The sequence below is a fragment of the Burkholderia sp. THE68 genome (assembly GCF_009938265.1).
GTDB lineage: Bacteria > Pseudomonadota > Gammaproteobacteria > Burkholderiales > Burkholderiaceae > Caballeronia.
The window spans coordinates 1,352,172-1,370,284 of sequence record NZ_AP022319.1; the positions used below are offsets into that span (position 1 = coordinate 1,352,172).

General features: G+C 64.0%; 16 protein-coding genes. 9 read left to right on the top strand and 7 right to left on the bottom strand.

What is annotated here, in order from left to right:
* Position 1 precedes the first annotated feature (1 nt).
* From BTHE68_RS34605 to BTHE68_RS34645, 9 genes are all read left to right on the top strand, one after another.
* Complete coding sequence (locus BTHE68_RS34605) at positions 2 to 490, top strand: DUF4381 domain-containing protein (protein WP_232078223.1); 489 nt, start codon at positions 2 to 4, stop codon at positions 488 to 490.
* On the top strand, positions 477 to 1,496 hold the full coding sequence (locus BTHE68_RS34610; protein WP_162070749.1) for a vWA domain-containing protein: 1,020 nt from the start codon (positions 477 to 479) through the stop codon (positions 1,494 to 1,496). Before BTHE68_RS34605 ends, BTHE68_RS34610 begins: the two co-directional genes overlap by 14 nt.
* 1 nt (position 1,497) lies before the next feature.
* On the top strand, positions 1,498 to 3,078 hold the full coding sequence (locus BTHE68_RS34615) for a vWA domain-containing protein (protein WP_162070750.1): 1,581 nt from the start codon (positions 1,498 to 1,500) through the stop codon (positions 3,076 to 3,078).
* Positions 3,075 to 4,388, top strand: a complete 1,314-nt coding sequence (locus tag BTHE68_RS34620; protein ID WP_162070751.1) for a BatD family protein — start codon at positions 3,075 to 3,077, stop codon at positions 4,386 to 4,388. The genes BTHE68_RS34615 and BTHE68_RS34620 overlap by 4 nt, the downstream gene beginning before the upstream one ends.
* 16 nt (positions 4,389 to 4,404) lie before the next feature.
* A complete protein-coding gene (locus BTHE68_RS34625) occupies positions 4,405 to 5,490 on the top strand; it encodes a linear amide C-N hydrolase (protein WP_162070752.1) in 1,086 nt (361 codons plus the stop codon).
* Between the two features lie 75 nt (positions 5,491 to 5,565).
* The gene (locus BTHE68_RS34630; protein ID WP_162070753.1) at positions 5,566 to 6,261 is read left to right on the top strand and encodes a DUF3348 domain-containing protein; all 696 of its coding nucleotides are present in this window, start codon (positions 5,566 to 5,568) and stop codon (positions 6,259 to 6,261) included.
* A gap of 10 nt (positions 6,262 to 6,271) precedes the next feature.
* Positions 6,272 to 8,518, top strand: a complete 2,247-nt coding sequence (locus tag BTHE68_RS34635; protein WP_162070754.1) for a DUF802 domain-containing protein — start codon at positions 6,272 to 6,274, stop codon at positions 8,516 to 8,518.
* Complete coding sequence (locus tag BTHE68_RS34640) at positions 8,515 to 9,162, top strand: OmpA family protein (protein ID WP_162070755.1); 648 nt, start codon at positions 8,515 to 8,517, stop codon at positions 9,160 to 9,162. The genes BTHE68_RS34635 and BTHE68_RS34640 overlap by 4 nt, the downstream gene beginning before the upstream one ends.
* Positions 9,155 to 9,730 carry a DUF2894 domain-containing protein gene (locus BTHE68_RS34645; protein WP_232078226.1) on the top strand — a complete coding sequence of 192 codons (576 nt, stop codon included), beginning with the start codon at positions 9,155 to 9,157 and terminating at the stop codon, positions 9,728 to 9,730. Before BTHE68_RS34640 ends, BTHE68_RS34645 begins: the two co-directional genes overlap by 8 nt.
* A 39-nt stretch (positions 9,731 to 9,769) precedes the next feature.
* Here BTHE68_RS34645 and BTHE68_RS34650 read toward each other — a convergent pair whose 3' ends face one another.
* The 7 genes from BTHE68_RS34650 to BTHE68_RS34680 all read right to left on the bottom strand — a co-directional run bounded on the left by BTHE68_RS34650 (position 9,770) and on the right by BTHE68_RS34680 (position 17,993).
* Positions 9,770 to 10,753, bottom strand: a complete 984-nt coding sequence (locus BTHE68_RS34650) for a transketolase family protein (RefSeq protein WP_162070756.1) — start codon at positions 10,751 to 10,753, stop codon at positions 9,770 to 9,772.
* Positions 10,750 to 11,592, bottom strand: a complete 843-nt coding sequence (locus tag BTHE68_RS34655; RefSeq protein WP_162070757.1) for a transketolase — start codon at positions 11,590 to 11,592, stop codon at positions 10,750 to 10,752. Before BTHE68_RS34655 ends, BTHE68_RS34650 begins: the two co-directional genes overlap by 4 nt.
* 27 nt (positions 11,593 to 11,619) lie before the next feature.
* A complete protein-coding gene (locus BTHE68_RS34660; RefSeq protein WP_162070758.1) occupies positions 11,620 to 12,948 on the bottom strand; it encodes an MFS transporter in 1,329 nt (442 codons plus the stop codon).
* Positions 12,949 to 13,004: 56 nt separating this feature from the next.
* Entirely contained in the window at positions 13,005 to 13,754 is a 750-nt protein-coding gene (locus BTHE68_RS34665; RefSeq protein ID WP_162070759.1) for an SDR family NAD(P)-dependent oxidoreductase, read from the bottom strand.
* 93 nt (positions 13,755 to 13,847) lie between these two features.
* Positions 13,848 to 14,741 (bottom strand): LysR substrate-binding domain-containing protein, encoded by an 894-nt coding sequence (locus BTHE68_RS34670; RefSeq protein WP_162070760.1) that lies wholly within the window; start codon positions 14,739 to 14,741, stop codon positions 13,848 to 13,850.
* A 6-nt stretch (positions 14,742 to 14,747) separates the two neighbouring features.
* Complete coding sequence (locus BTHE68_RS34675) at positions 14,748 to 15,335, bottom strand: peroxidase-related enzyme (RefSeq protein ID WP_162070761.1); 588 nt, start codon at positions 15,333 to 15,335, stop codon at positions 14,748 to 14,750.
* Positions 15,336 to 15,383: 48 nt separating this feature from the next.
* The gene (locus BTHE68_RS34680; protein ID WP_162070762.1) at positions 15,384 to 17,993 is read right to left on the bottom strand and encodes a PAS domain-containing hybrid sensor histidine kinase/response regulator; all 2,610 of its coding nucleotides are present in this window, start codon (positions 17,991 to 17,993) and stop codon (positions 15,384 to 15,386) included.
* Positions 17,994 to 18,113: the final 120 nt, after the last annotated feature.

Below are 18,113 nucleotides of genomic sequence, written 5' to 3' on the forward strand. Positions count from 1 at the left end.
TATGAACGACACGCTGCAATCCTTGCGTGAGTTGCCCTTGCCCGCGCCGGTTTCGTATGCGCCGCAGACCATCGGCTGGGTGTTCGTCGCGTTGATGTTGATTGCGTTGGCGCTGGTCGTCATATGGCTCGCGTGGCGGCGTCACGAGAAGTCGCGTTATAGACGCGAGGCGTTGATTGAACTCGCGCGCATCGAAGCGAAGCTGGACGACGCGGCCACGCGCGCATCGGCGCTCGCCGAGATCGCGCCGCTCATCAAGCGCACGGCGCTCGCGGCCGCGCCGCGCGAGCACGTCGCCGCGTTGAGCGGCAGCGCATGGCTCGCGTATCTGAAGACAACGCACGCCTCGTTCGACGACCAGAACGGCGCGCTGCTCTACACGGCAAGCTATGCGCCGCGCGAGCAACTCGCCGTCATCACGCTGCAACAGGCGCGAGGTCTCGTCGAGGCCGCGCGCGACTGGATCGGCCATCATCATGTGGAAGTTTGAGTTTCCGTGGATGTTCGTGCTTCTGCCGCTACCGGTGCTGGTGTGGTGGCTCGTGCCCGCGTACCGCACGACGGCGTCCGCGGTGCGCGTGCCGTTTTTTCAGGAAATGGCCGAAGCCGCCGGAGAAAAGCCCGCGCCGGGCGGCGTGCGCCTGCGCCGCAACGGCCTGCAACGCGTGCTGATGCCGCTGCTCTGGGCGCTGCTGTTGATCGCGGCGGCGCGGCCCGTGTTCGTCGAAGCGCCCGTGACGCGTGACATGCCCGCGCGCGATCTGCTGCTTGCGATCGACTTGTCGCAGTCGATGAGTGAACGCGATTTCATCGACACCGCCAGCGGCGCGCGCATGGATCGCCTGAGCGCGGTGAAGCGCGTGGTCGCGGATTTCATCGCGAAGCGCAAGGGCGATCGCATCGGGCTCGTCGTGTTCGGCGATGCCGCGTATCCGCAGGCGCCGCTCACGCTCGATCACGACAGCGTGCTGATCCTGCTCGACGCGATGCACATCGGCATGGCGGGGCCGCGCACGGCGATCGGCGATGCGATCGGGCTGTCCGTGAAGCTGATGGAGAACACGCCCGCGCAGGAGAAAGTGCTCGTGCTGCTCACCGACGGCAACGACACCGCGAGCGCGATTCCGCCCGAACAGGCGGCGCGCATCGCGAAGCGGCACGGTATCGTCGTGCATACGATCGGCATCGGCGATACGGATACGCAGGGCGAGGACAAGGTCGATCTCGACGCGCTCGCGCGCATCGCGAAGACGACGGGCGGCAGTGCGTTTCGTGCGCTCGGCCGCGAGCAGGATCTGGCCGCGGTCTATACCGCGATCGACAAGCTGACGCCCGAGAAGATCAAGCGCGAGGTGTATCGCCCGCAGCGCGAGTTCTATTGGGTGCCGCTTGCGCTGGCCGTGTCGATACTCACGCTGTATCACGTGCTCGCGTATCTCATCGCGCTGCTGCGCGCCCCGCGCCGTGCGCTGCCGATGGAAGAGGCGGAGGCCTGAGATGGCCATCGATCTCACGGCGTTTCATTTTCTGCGGCCGCTGTGGCTTCTGCTGCTGATTCCCGCCGTGCTGCTTCCTTTTGTCTGGCTGCGGCGCAACGACATGCGCGCGCGCTGGCGCAATATCATCGCGCCGCATTTGCTGGAGCATCTGATCGTCGGCGAGAAGCGGCGGGTTCGCGTGCAGCCGGTTCATGCGCTTTCCGCGTTGATCGCGCTCGGTGCGATCGCTGTTGCGGGACCGACGTGGGAGCAGGAACGTCCGCCGTTCGATCAGGACAAGGCGCCGCTCGTCGTCGTGCTGGAACTCGCGCGTTCGATGGATGCGGCCGATATCGCACCGACGCGTATCGAGCGCGCGAAGCAAAAAGTGCTCGATCTTGCCGCCGCGAGAAAGGGCGCGCGCACGGGGCTGGTGGTGTTCGCATCGAGCGCGCATCTCGTCGTGCCGCCGACGGAAGACCCGGCCATGCTCGAACTCTACGTGCCCGCACTCGCACCCGAACTCATGCCGCGCGACGGCAGGAACGCGGCGGCGGGACTCGCGATCGCGGAGCATGTGCTCGCGAAAGATCAAGCAGCGGGTACGATCGTCTTCATCAGCGACGGTTTCGACGAAGGCCGCAGCGATGAATTTCTGCGTCTCGCGAAGGCATCGAAGCATCAGTTGCTATGGCTCGCGGTGGGCACGGAGCATGGCGGTCCGATACGCAAATCGAACGGCGAACTGGCAATGGATGACGCGGGCCATCCGATCACCGGCACGTTCGATGCGGCGGCGATCCGCAAGATCACGCAGGCCGCATCCATTCCGCTCGCGAGTGTGCGCCCGGATGACGACGATATCGAATGGGTTCAGCGTCGCGCGCAAGTCTATCTGGAAGCGGCGCAGGAATCGAAGATCGTGCCGCGCTGGAAGGAGTCGGGTTACTGGCTGATCCTGCCGATCCTCGTCATCGCGCTGTATGGGTTCAGGCGCGGCTGGACGGTCAAGTGGCTGCCTCTCGTACTGGTTTCGCTTGCCACTATCGGCGCGACAAACGATGCGCGTGCGGCGTCGTTCGACTGGTTGGATCTCTTCGCGACGCACGATCAGCAAGGCCGCTGGAGCTTTGAACATGGCGACTACGCGCGCGCGGCGCTTCGCTTCGACGATCCGATGTGGAAGGGCCGCGCGCAATACCTCGCAGGCGATTACGCCGATGCGCTCGAAACGTTCTCGCGCATGAATACGGCGGAGGGGTACTTTTATATCGGCAATACGCTCGCGCATCTGAAGGATTATCAGGGCGCGCTCAAGGCCTACGATAACGCGCTCGCGCGCCGCGCCGGTTTCGCCGAGGCGCGCGCGAACCGCGAACTCGTGCAGAAACTCATCGAGGACGAGAAGGACGAAGGCGACGAATCGACGACCGTGAAGCCCGACCAGATCGACGAGCAAAAGAAGAAGGGCAAGGAAGGCAAGCAAGTGCTCGTTCAGGGACAGCGGCCATCGGAAGAGACGTGGATGCGCAATCTGAATACGTCGCCGGCGGCGTTTCTGCATCGGCGCTTCGCGCAGGAAGCCGGAGGCGAACCATGATGCGCCGCTTCGTCTCGACGCTATGCCTGTGGCTCGTATGCACATGCGCCGCCGCCGACGAAGCGCCACGCACGATGCTGCGCGCGCATCTCGAACCGTCCGGTCCGGTGGTCGCGGGCAGCGCGGTCAGGCTCGTCGTCGATGCGCTCACGACGACCTGGTTCACCGCCGCGCCCGACTGGCCGATGTTCGACGTCCACGATGCGTTCGTCACGCTGCCGGATGAAGATGCGCAGAACTTCAACGAGACGATCGACGGCGTGCGCTGGTTCGGCGTGAGCCGCGCGTATCGCATCGTGCCGCGCACGGCGGGCGCGTTCGCTGTGCCCGCGATCGGCATCACCTTGCATCCGGGCGGCATGGACGCGCCCGTCACGTTAGAGACGCCGCCGCTGAATATCACCGCGACGCTGCCGCCAGGCGCCGAAGGCATGACGACATTCTTTCCCGCGCCCGGTCTCACCGCGAAGCAACGCATCGAACCCGATGGCGGCACGCTCGAAGTGGGCGGCACGATCACGCGCATCGTCACGCAACGCGCCGACGCGACCGAGTCGATGCTGATCGCGCCAATTCAGTTCGGCGATGTCGAAGGCTTGCGCCGCTATGAGAAGCCGCCGCAAACACGCAATATCTCCGAGGATCGGACCGGGCTCGTCGCGGGCGAGCGGACCGATACCGTCACGTATGTCGTGAACAGGCGCGGACGTTACACGTTGCCGCCGATCGACATCGAATGGTGGAACACGGCGACGCATCGTCGCGAAGCGATTCATCTGCCTGCGGTAAGCTTCACGGCGCGCGCGGCGCACGAGAAGCCGCTATGGGCCATTCCCGCCGATGCGCTCGCCGGCGCCGCGCGCCACACGGTGATCTTCCTGAACGCGCGCGACCTCGTCGTTGCGTGCGTGGTGCTCGTTTGCATCTTCGTGGCCGTGTGGTGCTATCCGCGCGTTCGCGCATGGCTCGGACGCTTCTCGCGCTGGTGGATCGCGCAACGCAAGCAGCGTGCGGAAGGCGAGTTCGCCGCATGGCGCGCGTTGCGGCAGGCCGTCGAAGCCGGCGCGATGCGGCGCGTGATTCCGGCGCTGTATCGATGGATGGATGCGAGCCCGCGCTTCACGCATCCCGCGCGGCTCCGTGAACTCGCGGAGCCTGAACTGAAACAGCTCGCGCAGGCGGTCGAATCGCATTATGAAAGCGCGCGCCCTGCTGAAAGCGGCGTGCGCGTGAAGTTGCACCGGTTGAAACCATGGAAGCGTGTACGCCGAACGAGAGGTCCGGCGCTGCCGCCGCTCAATGAAGGATGAGAGAGGAAACAAGGCCATGACCCGTCTGACTCAAAAGATCGCGTGCCTCGTTGCGCTCGCGTTGCTCTCCACGTCGCTTGCGCTCGCCTGCACGCGCGCGCTGTACGTCGGCGATAAAGGCCTCGTGATAACGGGCCGCTCGATGGACTGGTCCGAGGACATGCGCTCGAATCTCTGGGTGATGCCGGCGGGTATCGAACGCGATGGCAACGCAGGGCCGCGTTCGATCAAATGGAAATCGAAATATGGCAGCGTGGTGGTGTCGGGCTATGAGATCGGCACCGTCGACGGCATGAACGAGCGCGGACTGGTGGCCAACGCGCTGTATCTCGCCGAGACCGACTACGGCAAGCCCGACCCGAAGCGCGATCCGATGTCGATCAGCCTGTGGGCGCAATACGCGCTCGATAACTTCGCGACGGTCGGGCAGGCCGTCTATGTCATGTCACGCGAGCCGTTCCAGATCATCGCGCCGCCGCTGCCCAACGGCAAGCCGCTCACGATCCATCTTTCGCTTTCCGACGCGCGCGGCGATTCGGCCATCTTCGAATACATCAACGGCAAGCTCATCATCCATCAGGGCAAGAAGTACAAGGTGATGACGAACTCGCCGATCTACGAAGAGCAGCTTGCCATTGATACTTACTGGAAGAGCGTCGGCGGCATGGGCTTCCTGCCGGGCACGAATCGCGCGGCGGACCGTTTCGTGCGCGCGTCCTTTCTGCTCGATGCGATTCCGAAGCAGGCCGATCCGAACTACATGGCCGGCGTGCCGCAGAACTCGTATGCGTTTCAGGCGGTGGCGAGCGTGATGAGCGTGATGCGTTCGGTGAGCGTGCCGCTCGGCATCAGCACGCCGGAGCAGCCGAATCTGTCATCGACGATATGGCGGTCCGTGTCGGATCAGCAGAACCTGATCTACTACTTCGATTCGGCAACGCGGCCCGATACGTTCTGGGTGTCGCTGAAGAAGCTCAACCTCAATCCCGGCGCGCCGGTCATGAAGCTCACGATCGATGCGGGACAGGTCTTTTCGGGGGAGACCGCGGGCAGCTTCGTCGCGACCCAGCCGTTCGCGTTCATGCCGGCGAAGGCGCCCTGAACGCGAAACGGGGCATCGATTTCGCCCGCGCAGGTAAAATAGCGTCCTTTTGCCCCCGGTGATCCTGTGCAAGGCATGAAGCGCACGGCATTCAGCGGCCCGGCGCTCGTTCGGCTGCTGGCACATTTTGCCGATCTCGATGTTCACGAACCCGCGGAATCGCTCTCGGACCGTCTGAGCCAATGGCTCGGCTGGACCGATGCGATCGCGCTGTCGACCGCGCTCGCGACCGATCCGCCCGCCGCGTTCACCACGCATGGCTCGCGATCCGTTCCGCGCGACATCGACGAGGACTGCGCGCGCGTGCGGACGTCGCTCGCCGGCGCGCTCGCGCGCGAGGAAGCGGCCGCGCGCCGCAGGCATCGGACCCCGGTTCAGGCGTCGCAGGAAGACTTGCCGGTCGACTATGCGAACGTTCGTCAGCGCTATCTGTCGCTACAGCAGGCGATGGACACCGACATTGCCGCGCTGCGCACGCGCCTGAGGTCGATGCTCGCGGCCAGATCGCCGGAGATGGCGCGCCTCGCCGTCGTCGATGCCGTCATGGAACAGGCATTGAGCGCGCGCGAGCGCAGCCTGCTCGCCAACGTGCCCGCATTGCTCGGCAAGCATTTCGAGCGCCTGAAGCGCGCCCATGCCGCGGATGAAACGTCCGCGCCGGGCGCATGGCTCGAGCTGTTTCGCAAGGATCTGCAAAGCGTATTGCTCGCCGAACTGGATGTTCGTTTTCAACCGATCGAAGGCTTGCTCGCGGCTCTTCGCATCCGCTAACTGGCTCGCTATGCCCCGAAATCTCTTGAACATTGCTGTCTTTTCGATCGGCCTCGCCGCGGTGTGCGGAATCGGCATCGCGTATATCGTCTCGAATCCGCTCGCGTTCGCCGTGACGGTCGTGATCGCCGGTTGCTATCTCGCGGGCGCGGCCGAGTTGCGGCGCTATCAGCAGATCACCGCGTCGCTCGAACAGGCCGTCGCGCAACTCGTGAGCGCGCCGCGCAGCTTCGCGGTGTGGCTCGACACGCTGCATCCGAGCCTGCGCAACGCCGTGCGACTGCGCGTGGAAGGCGAGCGCGCGGCATTGCCCGGTCCCGTGCTCGCGCCGTATCTCGTCGGTTTGCTGGTGTTGCTCGGCATGCTCGGCACGCTGCTCGGCATGGTCGCGACCTTGCGCGGCACCGGTACGGCCTTGCAAAGCGCCTCCGATCTCACGGCGATTCGCGCGTCGCTCGCCGCGCCGGTGACGGGCCTCGGCTTCGCGTTCGGCACGTCGATCGCGGGTGTCGCGACCTCCGCGATGCTCGGCCTGCTCTCGGCGCTGTGCCGCCGCGAGCGGCTGCACGTCACGCAGACGCTCGACACGAAGATCGCGACGACCCTGCGCGTGTTCACGCAAGCGCATCAACGCGACGAGACGTTCAGGCTGATGCAGCTTCAGACCGAGATGATGCCGAAGCTCGTCGATCGACTGCAGTCGATGACGCTCGCGATCGAGCAGCAGAGCGCAGCCGCGAGCGAGCGTCAGATCGCGAGTCAGGATGCGTTTCATGCGAAGGCGGAGACGTCGTATCGGCGGCTGGCGACGTCGGTCGAGCTTTCATTGAAGCAGAGCGTCGCCGATAGCGCGCGCGCCGCGACCGCCGCGCTGCAGCCCGTCATGCAGGCGACCATGGACGGCATCGCGCGCGAAGTCACCGCCTTGCACGGCAACGTCGAACAGGCCGTCGCGCGTCAACTGGAAGGCTTGTCGAGCGGTTTCGAGGCATCGTCGGCGAAGGTCGCGGAGATCTGGCATCAGTCGCTTTCGCAGCACGCGCAATCGAATGCGGCGTTCGTCGGTGAAATGGGCGTTTCGCTGGATCGCCTCGCGCTCGCCTTCGATCAGCGCGCGACCACGCTTGTCGATTGCGTGTCCGCGCAAATGGATCGTGTGTCGGGCGGACTGGAATCGTCGGCGGCCAAGCACGCGCAATCGAGCGATGCACTCGTCGCGCGCATGGATGCGTCGATGGAGCGCTTCGCGCAGACCTTCGATGCACGTTCATCCGGTCTGATCGACGATGTATCCACGCGGCTGGAGACGGTGACGAGCAATCTGTCGCAGACATGGAACGATGCGCTCGCGCAGCACACGCGCGCCAGCGAGCAGACCGCCGCGCAGAATCAGAGCGCGTTGACGAACGCGACGGCGAGCTTCGAACAGCACGCGGCGTTGCTTGTGCAATCGGTCGGTCGATCGCACGCGGACTTGCGCGCCGAACTCGCCGAAAGCGGCGAAGCGCGGCTCGCCGCATGGAGCGGCACGCTCGATACGATGGCCGCTGCGTTGCGCGAGCAATGGCAGGACACGAGCGCAGTCGCCGCGAACCGGCAGAAGGAAATCTGCGACGCGCTCGCGCTCACCGCGCGCGACATGTCCGCGCAATCGCAGGCGCATGCGGGCGCGACCATCGCGGAAATCGAGCGTCTCGTGCAGGCTGCGTCGGAAGCGCCGAAGGCCGCCGCCGAGGTCGTCGCGGAGATGCGTCAGAAGCTCTCCGATTCGATGGTCCGCGATACCGCGATGCTCGACGAGCGCAGCCGTCTGCTCGCCACCGTCGAAACGCTGCTCGATGCCGTGAATCACGCGTCGAACGAGCAACGCGCCGCGATCGATGCATTGGTCGAGACATCCGCAAGCCTGCTCGAACGCGTCGGCACGCAGTTCACCGGCACGGTCGAAACCGAAGCCGGCAAGCTCGGCGCGATGGCCGCGCAGGTGACGACGAGCGCCGTCGAAATGGCGAGTCTCGCCGATGCGTTCGGCGCGGCGGTTCAATCGTTCGGTGAATCGAACAGCACGCTCGTAACGCATCTCGAACGCATCGAAGGCGCGCTCGGCAAGTCGCTCGCGCGCAGTGACGAACAGCTCGCGTATTACGTCGCGCAGGCGAAGGAAGTGATCGACCTGAGCATGTTGTCGCAGAAGCAGATCGTCGAGGACTTGCAGCATATCGCGGGGCAACGCGTGGCCGGAGCGCGCGCGGCATGAACGAGGAAATCGACGGCGGCGCGGAAAACGCCGCGCCGATCTGGGCCGCGTTCGCCGATCTCATGTCGGTGCTGCTCGGTGCGTTCGTGCTGATACTCGTCGGCGTGATCGGCGTGCAGTTGCAGCTCGAGAACAAGCTCGATGAAGAAGTGAGGCATCGGCAGGAAGAAACGCAGCGGCGCAAGACGTTGGAGCAGGCGCTTGCGGGGCCGCTCGCGTCGGGACGCGTGACGCTCGTGAACGGACGCATCGGCATCAGCGGCAATGTGCTGTTCGCGCTCAACTCCGATCAGTTGCAGCCGCAGGGCCGCGACGTGCTCAAGAGCCTGGCCGGGCCGCTTTCCACGTATCTGCGCGCGCATGAGGAAATCCTCATGGTGAGCGGGTTCGCCGACGATCAGCAGGTGCACGAAGGCAACCGTCGTTTCGCGGATAACTGGGAGCTTTCGGCCAAGCGTGCGTTGACGGTGATGCGCGCGCTGATCGATGCGGGCGTGCCATCGGAGTCGGTGTTCGCGGCGGCGTTCGGTTCGCAGCAGCCTGTCGGTTCCAACGCCGATGAAGAAGGGCGCGCGAAGAACCGGCGCGTGGAAATTTCCGCTGTGCCGCGGCCATCGAATGGCGTGGTGAAGACGCGTGAATAACGTGGCTTCGGCGCGCGCGATGATCGACGCCTGGCGCGCGCGCGGCGACGATCGCGCGAATCCCGTGCGCTTTCATCTCATCGATGCGCTGGAGCGGCGTGCGTGTGACTATGACGGCGAGGCGCGCCGCATGCTCGATGAGCGGCTCACGCAGTTGCTGGATGCGTATCGGCGCGATGTCGAGGGTTTCGCAGCGACGCGTGCGGAAGACAAGGATGCGGAAAAGCCCGGACCGCTTGCGATGCTCGTCGATGACTTCGCGAATGCATCGTCGATATCGCACGCGGAATTGCTCGATTACTTTCGCGCGGTGTGGTCGAAGGTCAGCGCGGAGAAGCAATTGCGCGATTCGTTCGCGCAAGTGCCGAAGAATGCGGGACCGCTCAATTCGAGCAGTCTCGTGCATCGGTCACTGTCGTTCATGCGCGAGACATCGCCCGAGTATCTCCAGCATTTTCTCGCGTATATCGATGCGCTTTCGTGGATGGAAGCGATGAGCGGTCCGGTCGCGAGCGTTGCGAAGGAAGCGGCGGGTCTGAAGAAGGGCGGGCGCAGGAAGAAGGGATGAGGCGCCGCGCGATTGATCGAATCGCGCGGCGCGCTGGCATTACGCAATCCAGCCCTTGATCGTATCCGCCATCACATTCGTGGATATGCCGTAACGATCATGCAACGTAGGCAACGCGCCAGCATCGAGGAACGCATCAGGCAGCGCGATCTGACGATACGTAGGCGTCACGCCCGCAGTCAGCAGCGCGGTCGCCACCGCCTCGCCCAGTCCGCCGATCACCGTATGGTTTTCAGCCACCACCACGAGCCGCCCCGAACGCTTCGCCTCGCGGATGATCGTCTCGGTATCGAGCGGCTTGATGGTCGGCACATGCAGCACCGCTACATCCACGCTATCGGACTGCAGCGCCTTGGCCGTTTCGAGCGCGCGCATGGTCATGATGCCCGACGAGATGATGAGCACGTCGCGGCCATCGCGCACGAGCTTTGCACGGCCGAGTTCGAACGAATAGTCGTATTCGTCGAGGACGGCGGGCACATTGCCGCGTAACAGTCGCGCATAGACCGGACCCTTGTGCGCGGCGATCGCGGGCACCATCTGCTCGATATCGAGCGCATCGCACGGATCGATCACGGTCATGTTCGGCATTGCACGCATCAGCGCGAGATCTTCCGCTGCCTGATGGCTCGGGCCATATCCAGTCGTCAAACCCGGCAGCGCAGCGACGATCTTCACATCGAGATTGTCTTCCGCGATGGTCTGATGGATGAAGTCATATGCACGGCGCGTTGCGAACACCGCGTAAGTGGTGACGAACGGCTGCGCACCTTCATGCGCGAAACCCGAGGCCGCGCCCATCAGCAATTGCTCGGCCATGCCCATCTGGTAATAACGCTCGGGAAATTCCTTCGCGAGGATATGCAGATCGGTGTATTTGCCGAGATCGGCCGTCATGCCGATGACGTTTGTCTTCGTGCGCGCCAGTTCCACGAGCGCATGACCGAAGGGCGCGGAGCGCGTGATCTGTCCTTCGCTTGCAATCGACGCGATCATCGCGGACGTTTTCAGACGGGTGCTCATGCTTGTCTCCCTGCTTCGAGTGCTTGGAGCGCCAGTTGCCATTCATGGGCATCGACGCGGATGAAATGGTTTTTCTCGCGCTGTTCGAGGAAGGGCACGCCACAGCCCATCTTCGTATCGCACACGATGATGCGCGGCTTCGCCTCCTTCAGCGTGCGCGCGTTGTCGAAGGCCGCCTTCACGGCGTCGATATCATTGCCGTCCACGCGCTGCACATACCAGCCGAAGGCTTCGAGCTTGTCGACGAGCGGCTCGAACGCCATGATCTGCGTCGACGGGCCATCGGCTTGCTGGTTGTTCACATCGACCATCGCGATGAGGTTGTCGAGCTTCCAGTGCGCCGCCGACATCAAGCCTTCCCAGACCGAGCCTTCGTCGAGTTCGCCATCGGAAAAGAGCGTGTAGACGAACGACTTCGAACCCTTGCGCTTCAGACCGAGACCACGGCCCACCGCGATCGTCAGGCCTTGCCCGAGCGAGCCGCCGGACATCTCCATGCCGGGCGTGTAGCTGGCCATGCCGGACATCGGCAGGCGGCTGTCGTCGCTGCCGTAGGTTTCGAGCTCCTCTTGCGGCAGGATGCCCGCTTCGAACAGCGCGGCGTAGAGCGCGATCGCATAGTGACCGTTGGACAGCAGGAAGCGGTCGCGGTCTTCCCATTCGGGGTCTTCGGGGCGATAGTTCATTGCGCCGAAGTACGCGACGGCCAGTACATCGGCGATATCGAGCGCCTGACCGATATAACCCTGGCCTTGCACTTCGCCCATCAGCAGGGCATTGCGGCGGATACGATAGGCACGCTCGGCGAGCGTTACCTCTTCGAGGACGGGAGTGCTCATGTGTTGTCTCCTTGATTGAATGTGAAATCAGCGATTGACGGTCTTGGCGGGCACGAAGAACACGAGCACCGCGCCGATGACGACCGCCACCGAGATGAAGATCAGGCCCGCGGTCGATTTGCCCGTGAAGTCATTGAGCCAGCCGACGATCGCCGGCGAGAAGAAGCCCGCGAGATTGGCGAAGCAGTTCACCGCCGCGATGCCCGCCGCCGCCGACATGCCGCCGAGCACCGCCGTGGGCAGCGACCAGAATTGCGACGACGACGCGAGAATCCCTGCCGCCGCGATGCTCACGCAGACGATCGACGCGCCCACGCTGCCGAGCATCGGCAAGGTGGCGAAACCGGCGGCGGACACGAGCATCGGAATGGCGAGATGCAGGCGGCGTTCGCGGCGCTTGTCGGCGCTCGCGCCGATCAGCGGCAGTGCGACGATGGCGCAGAGATACGGAATCGCGGTGAGAATGCCGACCCACAGCGGGTCCGCGACACCAGTCCTGCGGATGATGGTGGGCAGCCAGAACGTCAGGCCATACTGACCGAGCACGACGCAGAAGTAGATCGCAGCCATGAGCCACAGACGACGATCGCCGATGAACGCGCGGATCGACACATGCTTCACGGTGTTCGCGTTGTCCTTCTCGACATTGCGCTTGAGCAAGGCCTTCTCTTCATCCGTGAGCCACTTCGCGCCGGCGATGCCGTTGTCGAGATAGAACAGGATCGCGACGCCGAGGAACAGCGACGGCAAGGCTTCGAGCATGAACAGCCACTTCCATCCGGCGAGCCCTTGCACGCCCTGGAACGCATGCAGGATGTAACCGGACAGCGGCCCGCCGACGATGCCCGCGAGCGGAATCGCCATGAAGAAGAGCGAGAGCGCTTTCGCGCGGCGCGCGGCGGGGAACCAGTACGTGAGATAGAGAATCACGCCGGGCGCGAAGCCCGCTTCCGCGACGCCGAGCAGAAAGCGCAGCACATAGAACATCGTCGGCGACTTCACGAACACGAAACACGCGGAGATCACCGCCCACGTCAGCATGATGCGCGCGAGCCAGTTGCGCGCGCCCACTTTATGCAGGATCACGTTACTGGGCACTTCGAACAGGAAGTAGCCGAGAAAGAAGATGCCCGCGCCGATGCCGTAGATGGTTTCGCTGAAACGCAGATCGTTGAGCATCTGCAGCTTGGCGAAGCCGACGTTGACACGGTCGAGATACGCGCCGAGATAGCACAGCATCAGAAAGGGGATGAGGCGGCGTCCGACCTTGGCGTAGGTCTTTGCTTCGAAGCTGGTTGCGTCATGGGACGACGCGAACTCAGCCGTTGCCGTCGATGCGGCCAGTTTGGATTTCATAGGTGTCTCCAGCCATGTTTGGCGCCCCGGTTTTCCAGGTGCGCTGTTGCGTGTGATCAATGAATCAACATGCCGCCATTTACATCGAGCGTTACGCCGGTGAGATACGAAGAGAGACCGCTCGCAAGAAACAGGCAAGCGTTGGCGATATCCGCGGCATCGCCGAGACGTCCCAGCGGAATGCCCTTGATGACGTCCGCGCGCATCTCCGGCGTGAGCTTGTCGCCGGTGATATCGGTCTGGATCAGGCCCGGCGTGATCGAATTGACGCGGATGCCGTCGCCGCCGAACTCGCGCGCCATCGCCTTGCCGAGTCCGAGCACGCCGGCCTTCGCCGCGCTGTAATGCGGCCCGCCGAAGATGCCGCCGCCACGTTGCGCCGACACCGACGACATGCAGACGATGCTCCCGCTCTTTTGTTTTTTCATCTGCGGGATGACGGCTTGCGACATGTACAACGTGCCGCGCAGATTCACATCGATGACGGCATCGAAATTGGCCGCGCCGATTTCCAGCGTCTTGATGGGCTGCGTGATGCCCGCGTTGTTGATGAGCACGTCGATGCGCCCGTACTTTTCGATGGCCGCGCTGGCGGCGGCGACGCACGCGGCCTTGTCGGTGACGTCGCAGGCGAGGCCGAGATGGCCTTCACCGAGATCGTTCGCGGCGGCTTGTGCGTCCGCTTCCTTCAGGTCCAGCACGACGATGTGCGCGCCCTGCGCCGCGAGCGCCCTGGCCGTCGCCTTGCCGATACCGCGCGCCGACGCCGCGCCCGTGACGATCACTACCTGATTCTCGAGCAACATCGTTGTCTCCGTTGGTTGTCTGGTGTAGACGCAGTGTCTTCGTTCTTCACCTGACGATCAACGCAGTTCAGCTCAACTATTGCTGAGAAATTTTCAGGTATGGGAGCGCGGCTCGATTTGCTGATCCATCCACGCGAGAAACTTGGCGACGCGCGGCAATCCGGCATTCTGGCTCGGGTAAACCAGATGATGTGCGCCGACTTCGACTGCGTATTCCTTGCCGAAGACGGGCACGAGCGAGCCGCGCTCCAGATGCACCGATGCGAGCATCGTGCTTTCGAGCGCGATGCCGTGACCGAGCGCAGCCGCTTCGAGCGACATATAAGAGCGATCGAACGAGAAATCGAATGCCTTGCGTTTCGCCGCGACGCCGAACTTGCCGAACCATTGCCGCCATTGCACGAGCGGCGATTCGGAAAATATCAGCCGGCGTTCCAGCAGATCGTCGGGCGAGGAAACGGGAAAGCGCTCCAGATAAGCGCGTGATGCGAGCGGCGCGATGGTTTCGTGGCGCAAGGTTTTGATTTCGACATCGGTCCAGTGCGCGTAGCCGTGCCGCACGTCGATATCGTAATAGCCCGAGGTGAAGGACACGTCTTCATACGAGCAGGCGAGATTCATTTGGATGTCGCCGTTCGCTTCCTGAAATGCGGCGAGGCGCGGCAAGAGCCACATGAGCCCGAAGCTCGGGCTCGAATGAATCCGCAAAATCTCGACGGATGTCTCGCTCGATGCGCGCTCGGTCGCGCGATTCAGTTCGGCGAGCGCGCCGGTGACGTCGGAGAGATATTGCGTGCCGGTTGGCGTGAGCACGAGGCCGCGGCCGAGCCGCGTGAATAACGGACGCCCGACGATGCTCTCCAGATTCGCCAGTTGATGACTGACCGCCGAGGGCGTGAGGCCGAGTTCGTCGGCGGCGCGGTTCACGCTCTTGGTCCGCGCGACGCTTTCGAACGCGATGATGGATTTCAGCGGAGGAAGGCGCATGGGTTATTACTTCCGCTCTTTCGGCACACGCCCCATAAAAAAGAACTCATCGTTGGGCCGCATCGAGATCACGTTCGCCATGCGGTTCGACAAGCCAAAGAACGCCGTGATCGCCGCGATATCCCACGCGTCTTCATCGCTGAAACCGTGCGCGTGGAGCGTGGCGAAGTCCGTCTCGTCCACCGTGCCCGACGCGCGGCACACCTTCAGCGCGAAATCCAGCATGGCCTTCTGACGCGGCGTGATATCCGCCTTGCGATGGTTGACCGCCACCTGATCCGCAACCAGCGGGTTCTTCTCGTAGATCCGCAGGATCGCGCCATGCGCGACGACGCAATAGAGGCAATCGTTCACCGCGCTCGTCGCGACGACGATCATCTCGCGTTCGCCCTTGCTGAGGCCGCCGTCCTTGAGCATCAGCGCATCGTGATAGGCGAAGAACGCTCGGAACTCATCGGGCCGATGCGCAAGCGTGAGAAACACGTTCGGCAAGAAGCCGGCCTTCTCCTGCACTTCGAGAATGCGCGCGCGGATATCGTCGGGCCAGTCTTGCGGGTCGGGAACGGGATAGCGGCTGATCGGCTGTTGCGTCATGACGTCCTCGAAGGCGTTGATCGAACGGCCATTGTAGAGCGAGCCGCTTCAGCGCGTGATCGTCAAGGATGACAAAAGCTTCAGCAGACTGTCCACGTTGACCGGCTTGACGAAGTGATAATCGAAGCCCGCCGACTGCGCGCGCAGCCGGTCTTCGGCCTGACCGTAACCCGTGATCGCAATCAGCAACGGGGTCGTGTCGCCCTTGCGGCGCAGGCGGCGCGCGAGTTCGTAGCCGTCGATATCGGGCAGGCCGATATCGAGCAGCGCCACATCGGGTTGCAAGAGCGGCGCGGCCTCCAGCGCTTCCGCCGACGAATACGCGACGCGCGCGGCATGTCCCTCCGACTCGCACAGCATCGCGAGTGAATCGGCGGCGTCGCGGTTATCGTCGACGACGAGAATGCGCAACGCCGCGCGCGCTTCGCGCAGACTCGTCTCCGAGAGCGCGAGCGCCGAATGCCGCTCGTGATGATGCAGGCGCGGCAGCCGTATGGTGACGGTCGTGCCGAGACCCGGCCCGGGACTTTGCACGGTGATCGTGCCTTTATGCATCTCGACGAGCTTCTTCACGAGCGACAGACCGATGCCCAGCCCGCCGTTGGAACGGTCGAGCGTGCGCTCGCCTTGCGCGAAGAGTTCGAACACCTTCGGCAGCAGGTCCGGCGAGATGCCCGTGCCCGTATCGGCGATGACGATCGATACCCATTCGTCATCCGCCTGCACGCTCACGGTGATGCGGCCTTGCTCGGGCGTGTACTTGCTCGCATTGTTCAGCACGTTCACTAGAATCTGCGAGAGCCGCGTCGGGTCGCCGCAGACCCAGGTGGTCGCGTCGGAGACATCGACCTGAATATTCTGCGCGCGCGACTCGACCATGCCCGCGATCGCTTCCACCGCGTGATACACCGCGGTGCCGACGAGAATCGGTTCGAGCTGCAACGCGATGCGTCCCTGCGTGATGCGCGACACTTCGAGCAGGTCGTCGACGATGCGCGTCATGTGCTCCACCTGCCTGCGCATCAGATCGATGAGTTCATTGAGCCGCGCGTCGCCATCGCGGTCCTTTTGCAATAGCGCGATGGCCGTGCGCAAGGGCGCGAGCGGATTGCGCAACTCATGCGCGAGCATCGCGAGGAATTCATCCTTGCGGCGTCCCGCTTCACGCAGCATGAGTTCCATGTGCTTGCGCTCGGTGATGTCGATCACACTGCCGATGATGCGCAGCGGCTCGCCGTCCTTGCTGCGCTGGAGCAGGGCGCTGCCCTGCATCCATTGCTCGCCGTGCGGATTGCGCACGCGGAATTCGAAGTGCCCTTCGGGGTTATCGCCCTGCGCGAGGCTGCGTATGTAACGGTCGAGCGTCGCGCTGTCATCGGGATGCACGCGTGCGAGCGCCGCTTCATAACCGAGTGTTTCGGTAACCTGACGTTCTCCGCCGGTTTCGAGCACCAGCGTCCAGGTTGCCAGTTCCAGCGATGCGATGCGGATGTTCGCGGCCTGCATCGCCACGGTCAGGCGCAGGCTGCGTGCTTCGATCGCGGCCTGCGCCTCGTAGCGCGGCGTGACGTCGGTCGTCGTGCCGAACCATTCCTGCAGATTGCCCTTGTCGTCGTAGAGCGGCGCGGCATGCGCCTGCACCATGCGATATACGCCGTCGCGCCGGTACATGCGAAAGGTGAGCGTGCGCGCCGTGCCTTCGCGCAGCGCTTCGAGCCATGCCTGATGGGTGCGCTCGCGGTCATCGGGATGGATATAGTCGAGCCACCCCCAGCCGGACAGTATCTCGGGCGACGTGCCCGTGAACTGCTCCCATTCGCCGCCCGAAGGACGAATCTCGCCGTTCGCGTCGGCGGACCAGACGAGCGCGCCGGTCGTCTCGACGAGTGCGCGATAGCGTCGTTCCGACAGGCTCAGGCGCTCTTCATCGGCGCGCTGCGTGCTGATGTCGAAGCTCACGCCATAGACGCGCGTGAGCACGCCCTGACGATCGAACTCGGGATGTCCGCGCATGCGCAGCCAGCGTCGGTTTCCCTGTTCGCCTTCGAGCACGAAGTCGAATTCGAACGGGCCGCCGTCGCGCAATGCTTCGGTGAGCTTGCGCTGAAACGGCTCGCGATGCTCCGGCGCGACACGGTCCCACACTTCCGAAAGCAAGACCGCTTCGGTGCCGGGGGGAAAGGAATAGAGCGCGGCGAGCTGCGCCGTCATCCGCACGACGCGCGTCTTCATGTCCCATTCCCACGCGCCCATACGCGCGCCCGCGAACGCGGCCTGCAGGCGCCGCTCGCTCGCCTCGTACATCGCCCATGCGTGGCGGCACTCGTGAATGTCGATCGCGACGCCGACCGTATCGGAAATCAGGCCTTCCTCGTCGCGGCGCGCCTGCAGATGCAGCGTATGCCAGCGGAACGCGCCGTCCGCGCGCAGCAGGCGCACGTCGACGTTGCGCAGCAGCGTGCCGTCGCGCATTTGACGCAGTGCATCGAGAACGGGCGGGATGTCGTCGGGGTGGACAAAAGCTTTCCACGAACGCCCGACGAGTTCGGGAAAGGCGATGCCGAGATAACGGCACGCCCATGGATTCGCATACTGGATCACCCCATCGCGCGCCGCGCGCCACACGAACGATGGCAGAAAATGAGCGGGATCGTGCATGAGCGGTCTTGCTTCGTTATTCCGGCGAGACGCGTCGCCGGGCGCGGCATCGAGGCAGCGATAGCTAAGGAATACCATACAACAAAAGCGATCCGGTCCGGTCGCGCGGTGACCGGACGA

Excerpts from the sequence above, each read along its gene's own strand:
- BTHE68_RS34680 (WP_162070762.1), bottom strand. The coding sequence starts at position 17,993 with ATGCACGATCCCGCTCATTTTCTGCCATCGTTCGTGTGGCGCGCGGCG.
- BTHE68_RS34665 (WP_162070759.1), bottom strand. The coding sequence starts at position 13,754 with ATGTTGCTCGAGAATCAGGTAGTGATCGTCACGGGCGCGGCGTCGGCG.
- BTHE68_RS34635 (WP_162070754.1), top strand. The coding sequence starts at position 6,272 with ATGCCCCGAAATCTCTTGAACATTGCTGTCTTTTCGATCGGCCTCGCC.
- BTHE68_RS34610 (WP_162070749.1), top strand. The coding sequence starts at position 477 with ATGTGGAAGTTTGAGTTTCCGTGGATGTTCGTGCTTCTGCCGCTACCG.
- BTHE68_RS34655 (WP_162070757.1), bottom strand. The coding sequence starts at position 11,592 with ATGAGCACTCCCGTCCTCGAAGAGGTAACGCTCGCCGAGCGTGCCTAT.
- BTHE68_RS34670 (WP_162070760.1), bottom strand. The coding sequence starts at position 14,741 with ATGCGCCTTCCTCCGCTGAAATCCATCATCGCGTTCGAAAGCGTCGCG.
- BTHE68_RS34650 (WP_162070756.1), bottom strand. The coding sequence starts at position 10,753 with ATGAGCACCCGTCTGAAAACGTCCGCGATGATCGCGTCGATTGCAAGC.
- BTHE68_RS34660 (WP_162070758.1), bottom strand. The coding sequence starts at position 12,948 with ATGAAATCCAAACTGGCCGCATCGACGGCAACGGCTGAGTTCGCGTCG.
- BTHE68_RS34615 (WP_162070750.1), top strand. The coding sequence starts at position 1,498 with ATGGCCATCGATCTCACGGCGTTTCATTTTCTGCGGCCGCTGTGGCTT.
- BTHE68_RS34605 (WP_232078223.1), top strand. The coding sequence starts at position 2 with ATGAACGACACGCTGCAATCCTTGCGTGAGTTGCCCTTGCCCGCGCCG.
- BTHE68_RS34625 (WP_162070752.1), top strand. The coding sequence starts at position 4,405 with ATGACCCGTCTGACTCAAAAGATCGCGTGCCTCGTTGCGCTCGCGTTG.
- BTHE68_RS34630 (WP_162070753.1), top strand. The coding sequence starts at position 5,566 with ATGAAGCGCACGGCATTCAGCGGCCCGGCGCTCGTTCGGCTGCTGGCA.
- BTHE68_RS34640 (WP_162070755.1), top strand. The coding sequence starts at position 8,515 with ATGAACGAGGAAATCGACGGCGGCGCGGAAAACGCCGCGCCGATCTGG.
- BTHE68_RS34620 (WP_162070751.1), top strand. The coding sequence starts at position 3,075 with ATGATGCGCCGCTTCGTCTCGACGCTATGCCTGTGGCTCGTATGCACA.
- BTHE68_RS34675 (WP_162070761.1), bottom strand. The coding sequence starts at position 15,335 with ATGACGCAACAGCCGATCAGCCGCTATCCCGTTCCCGACCCGCAAGAC.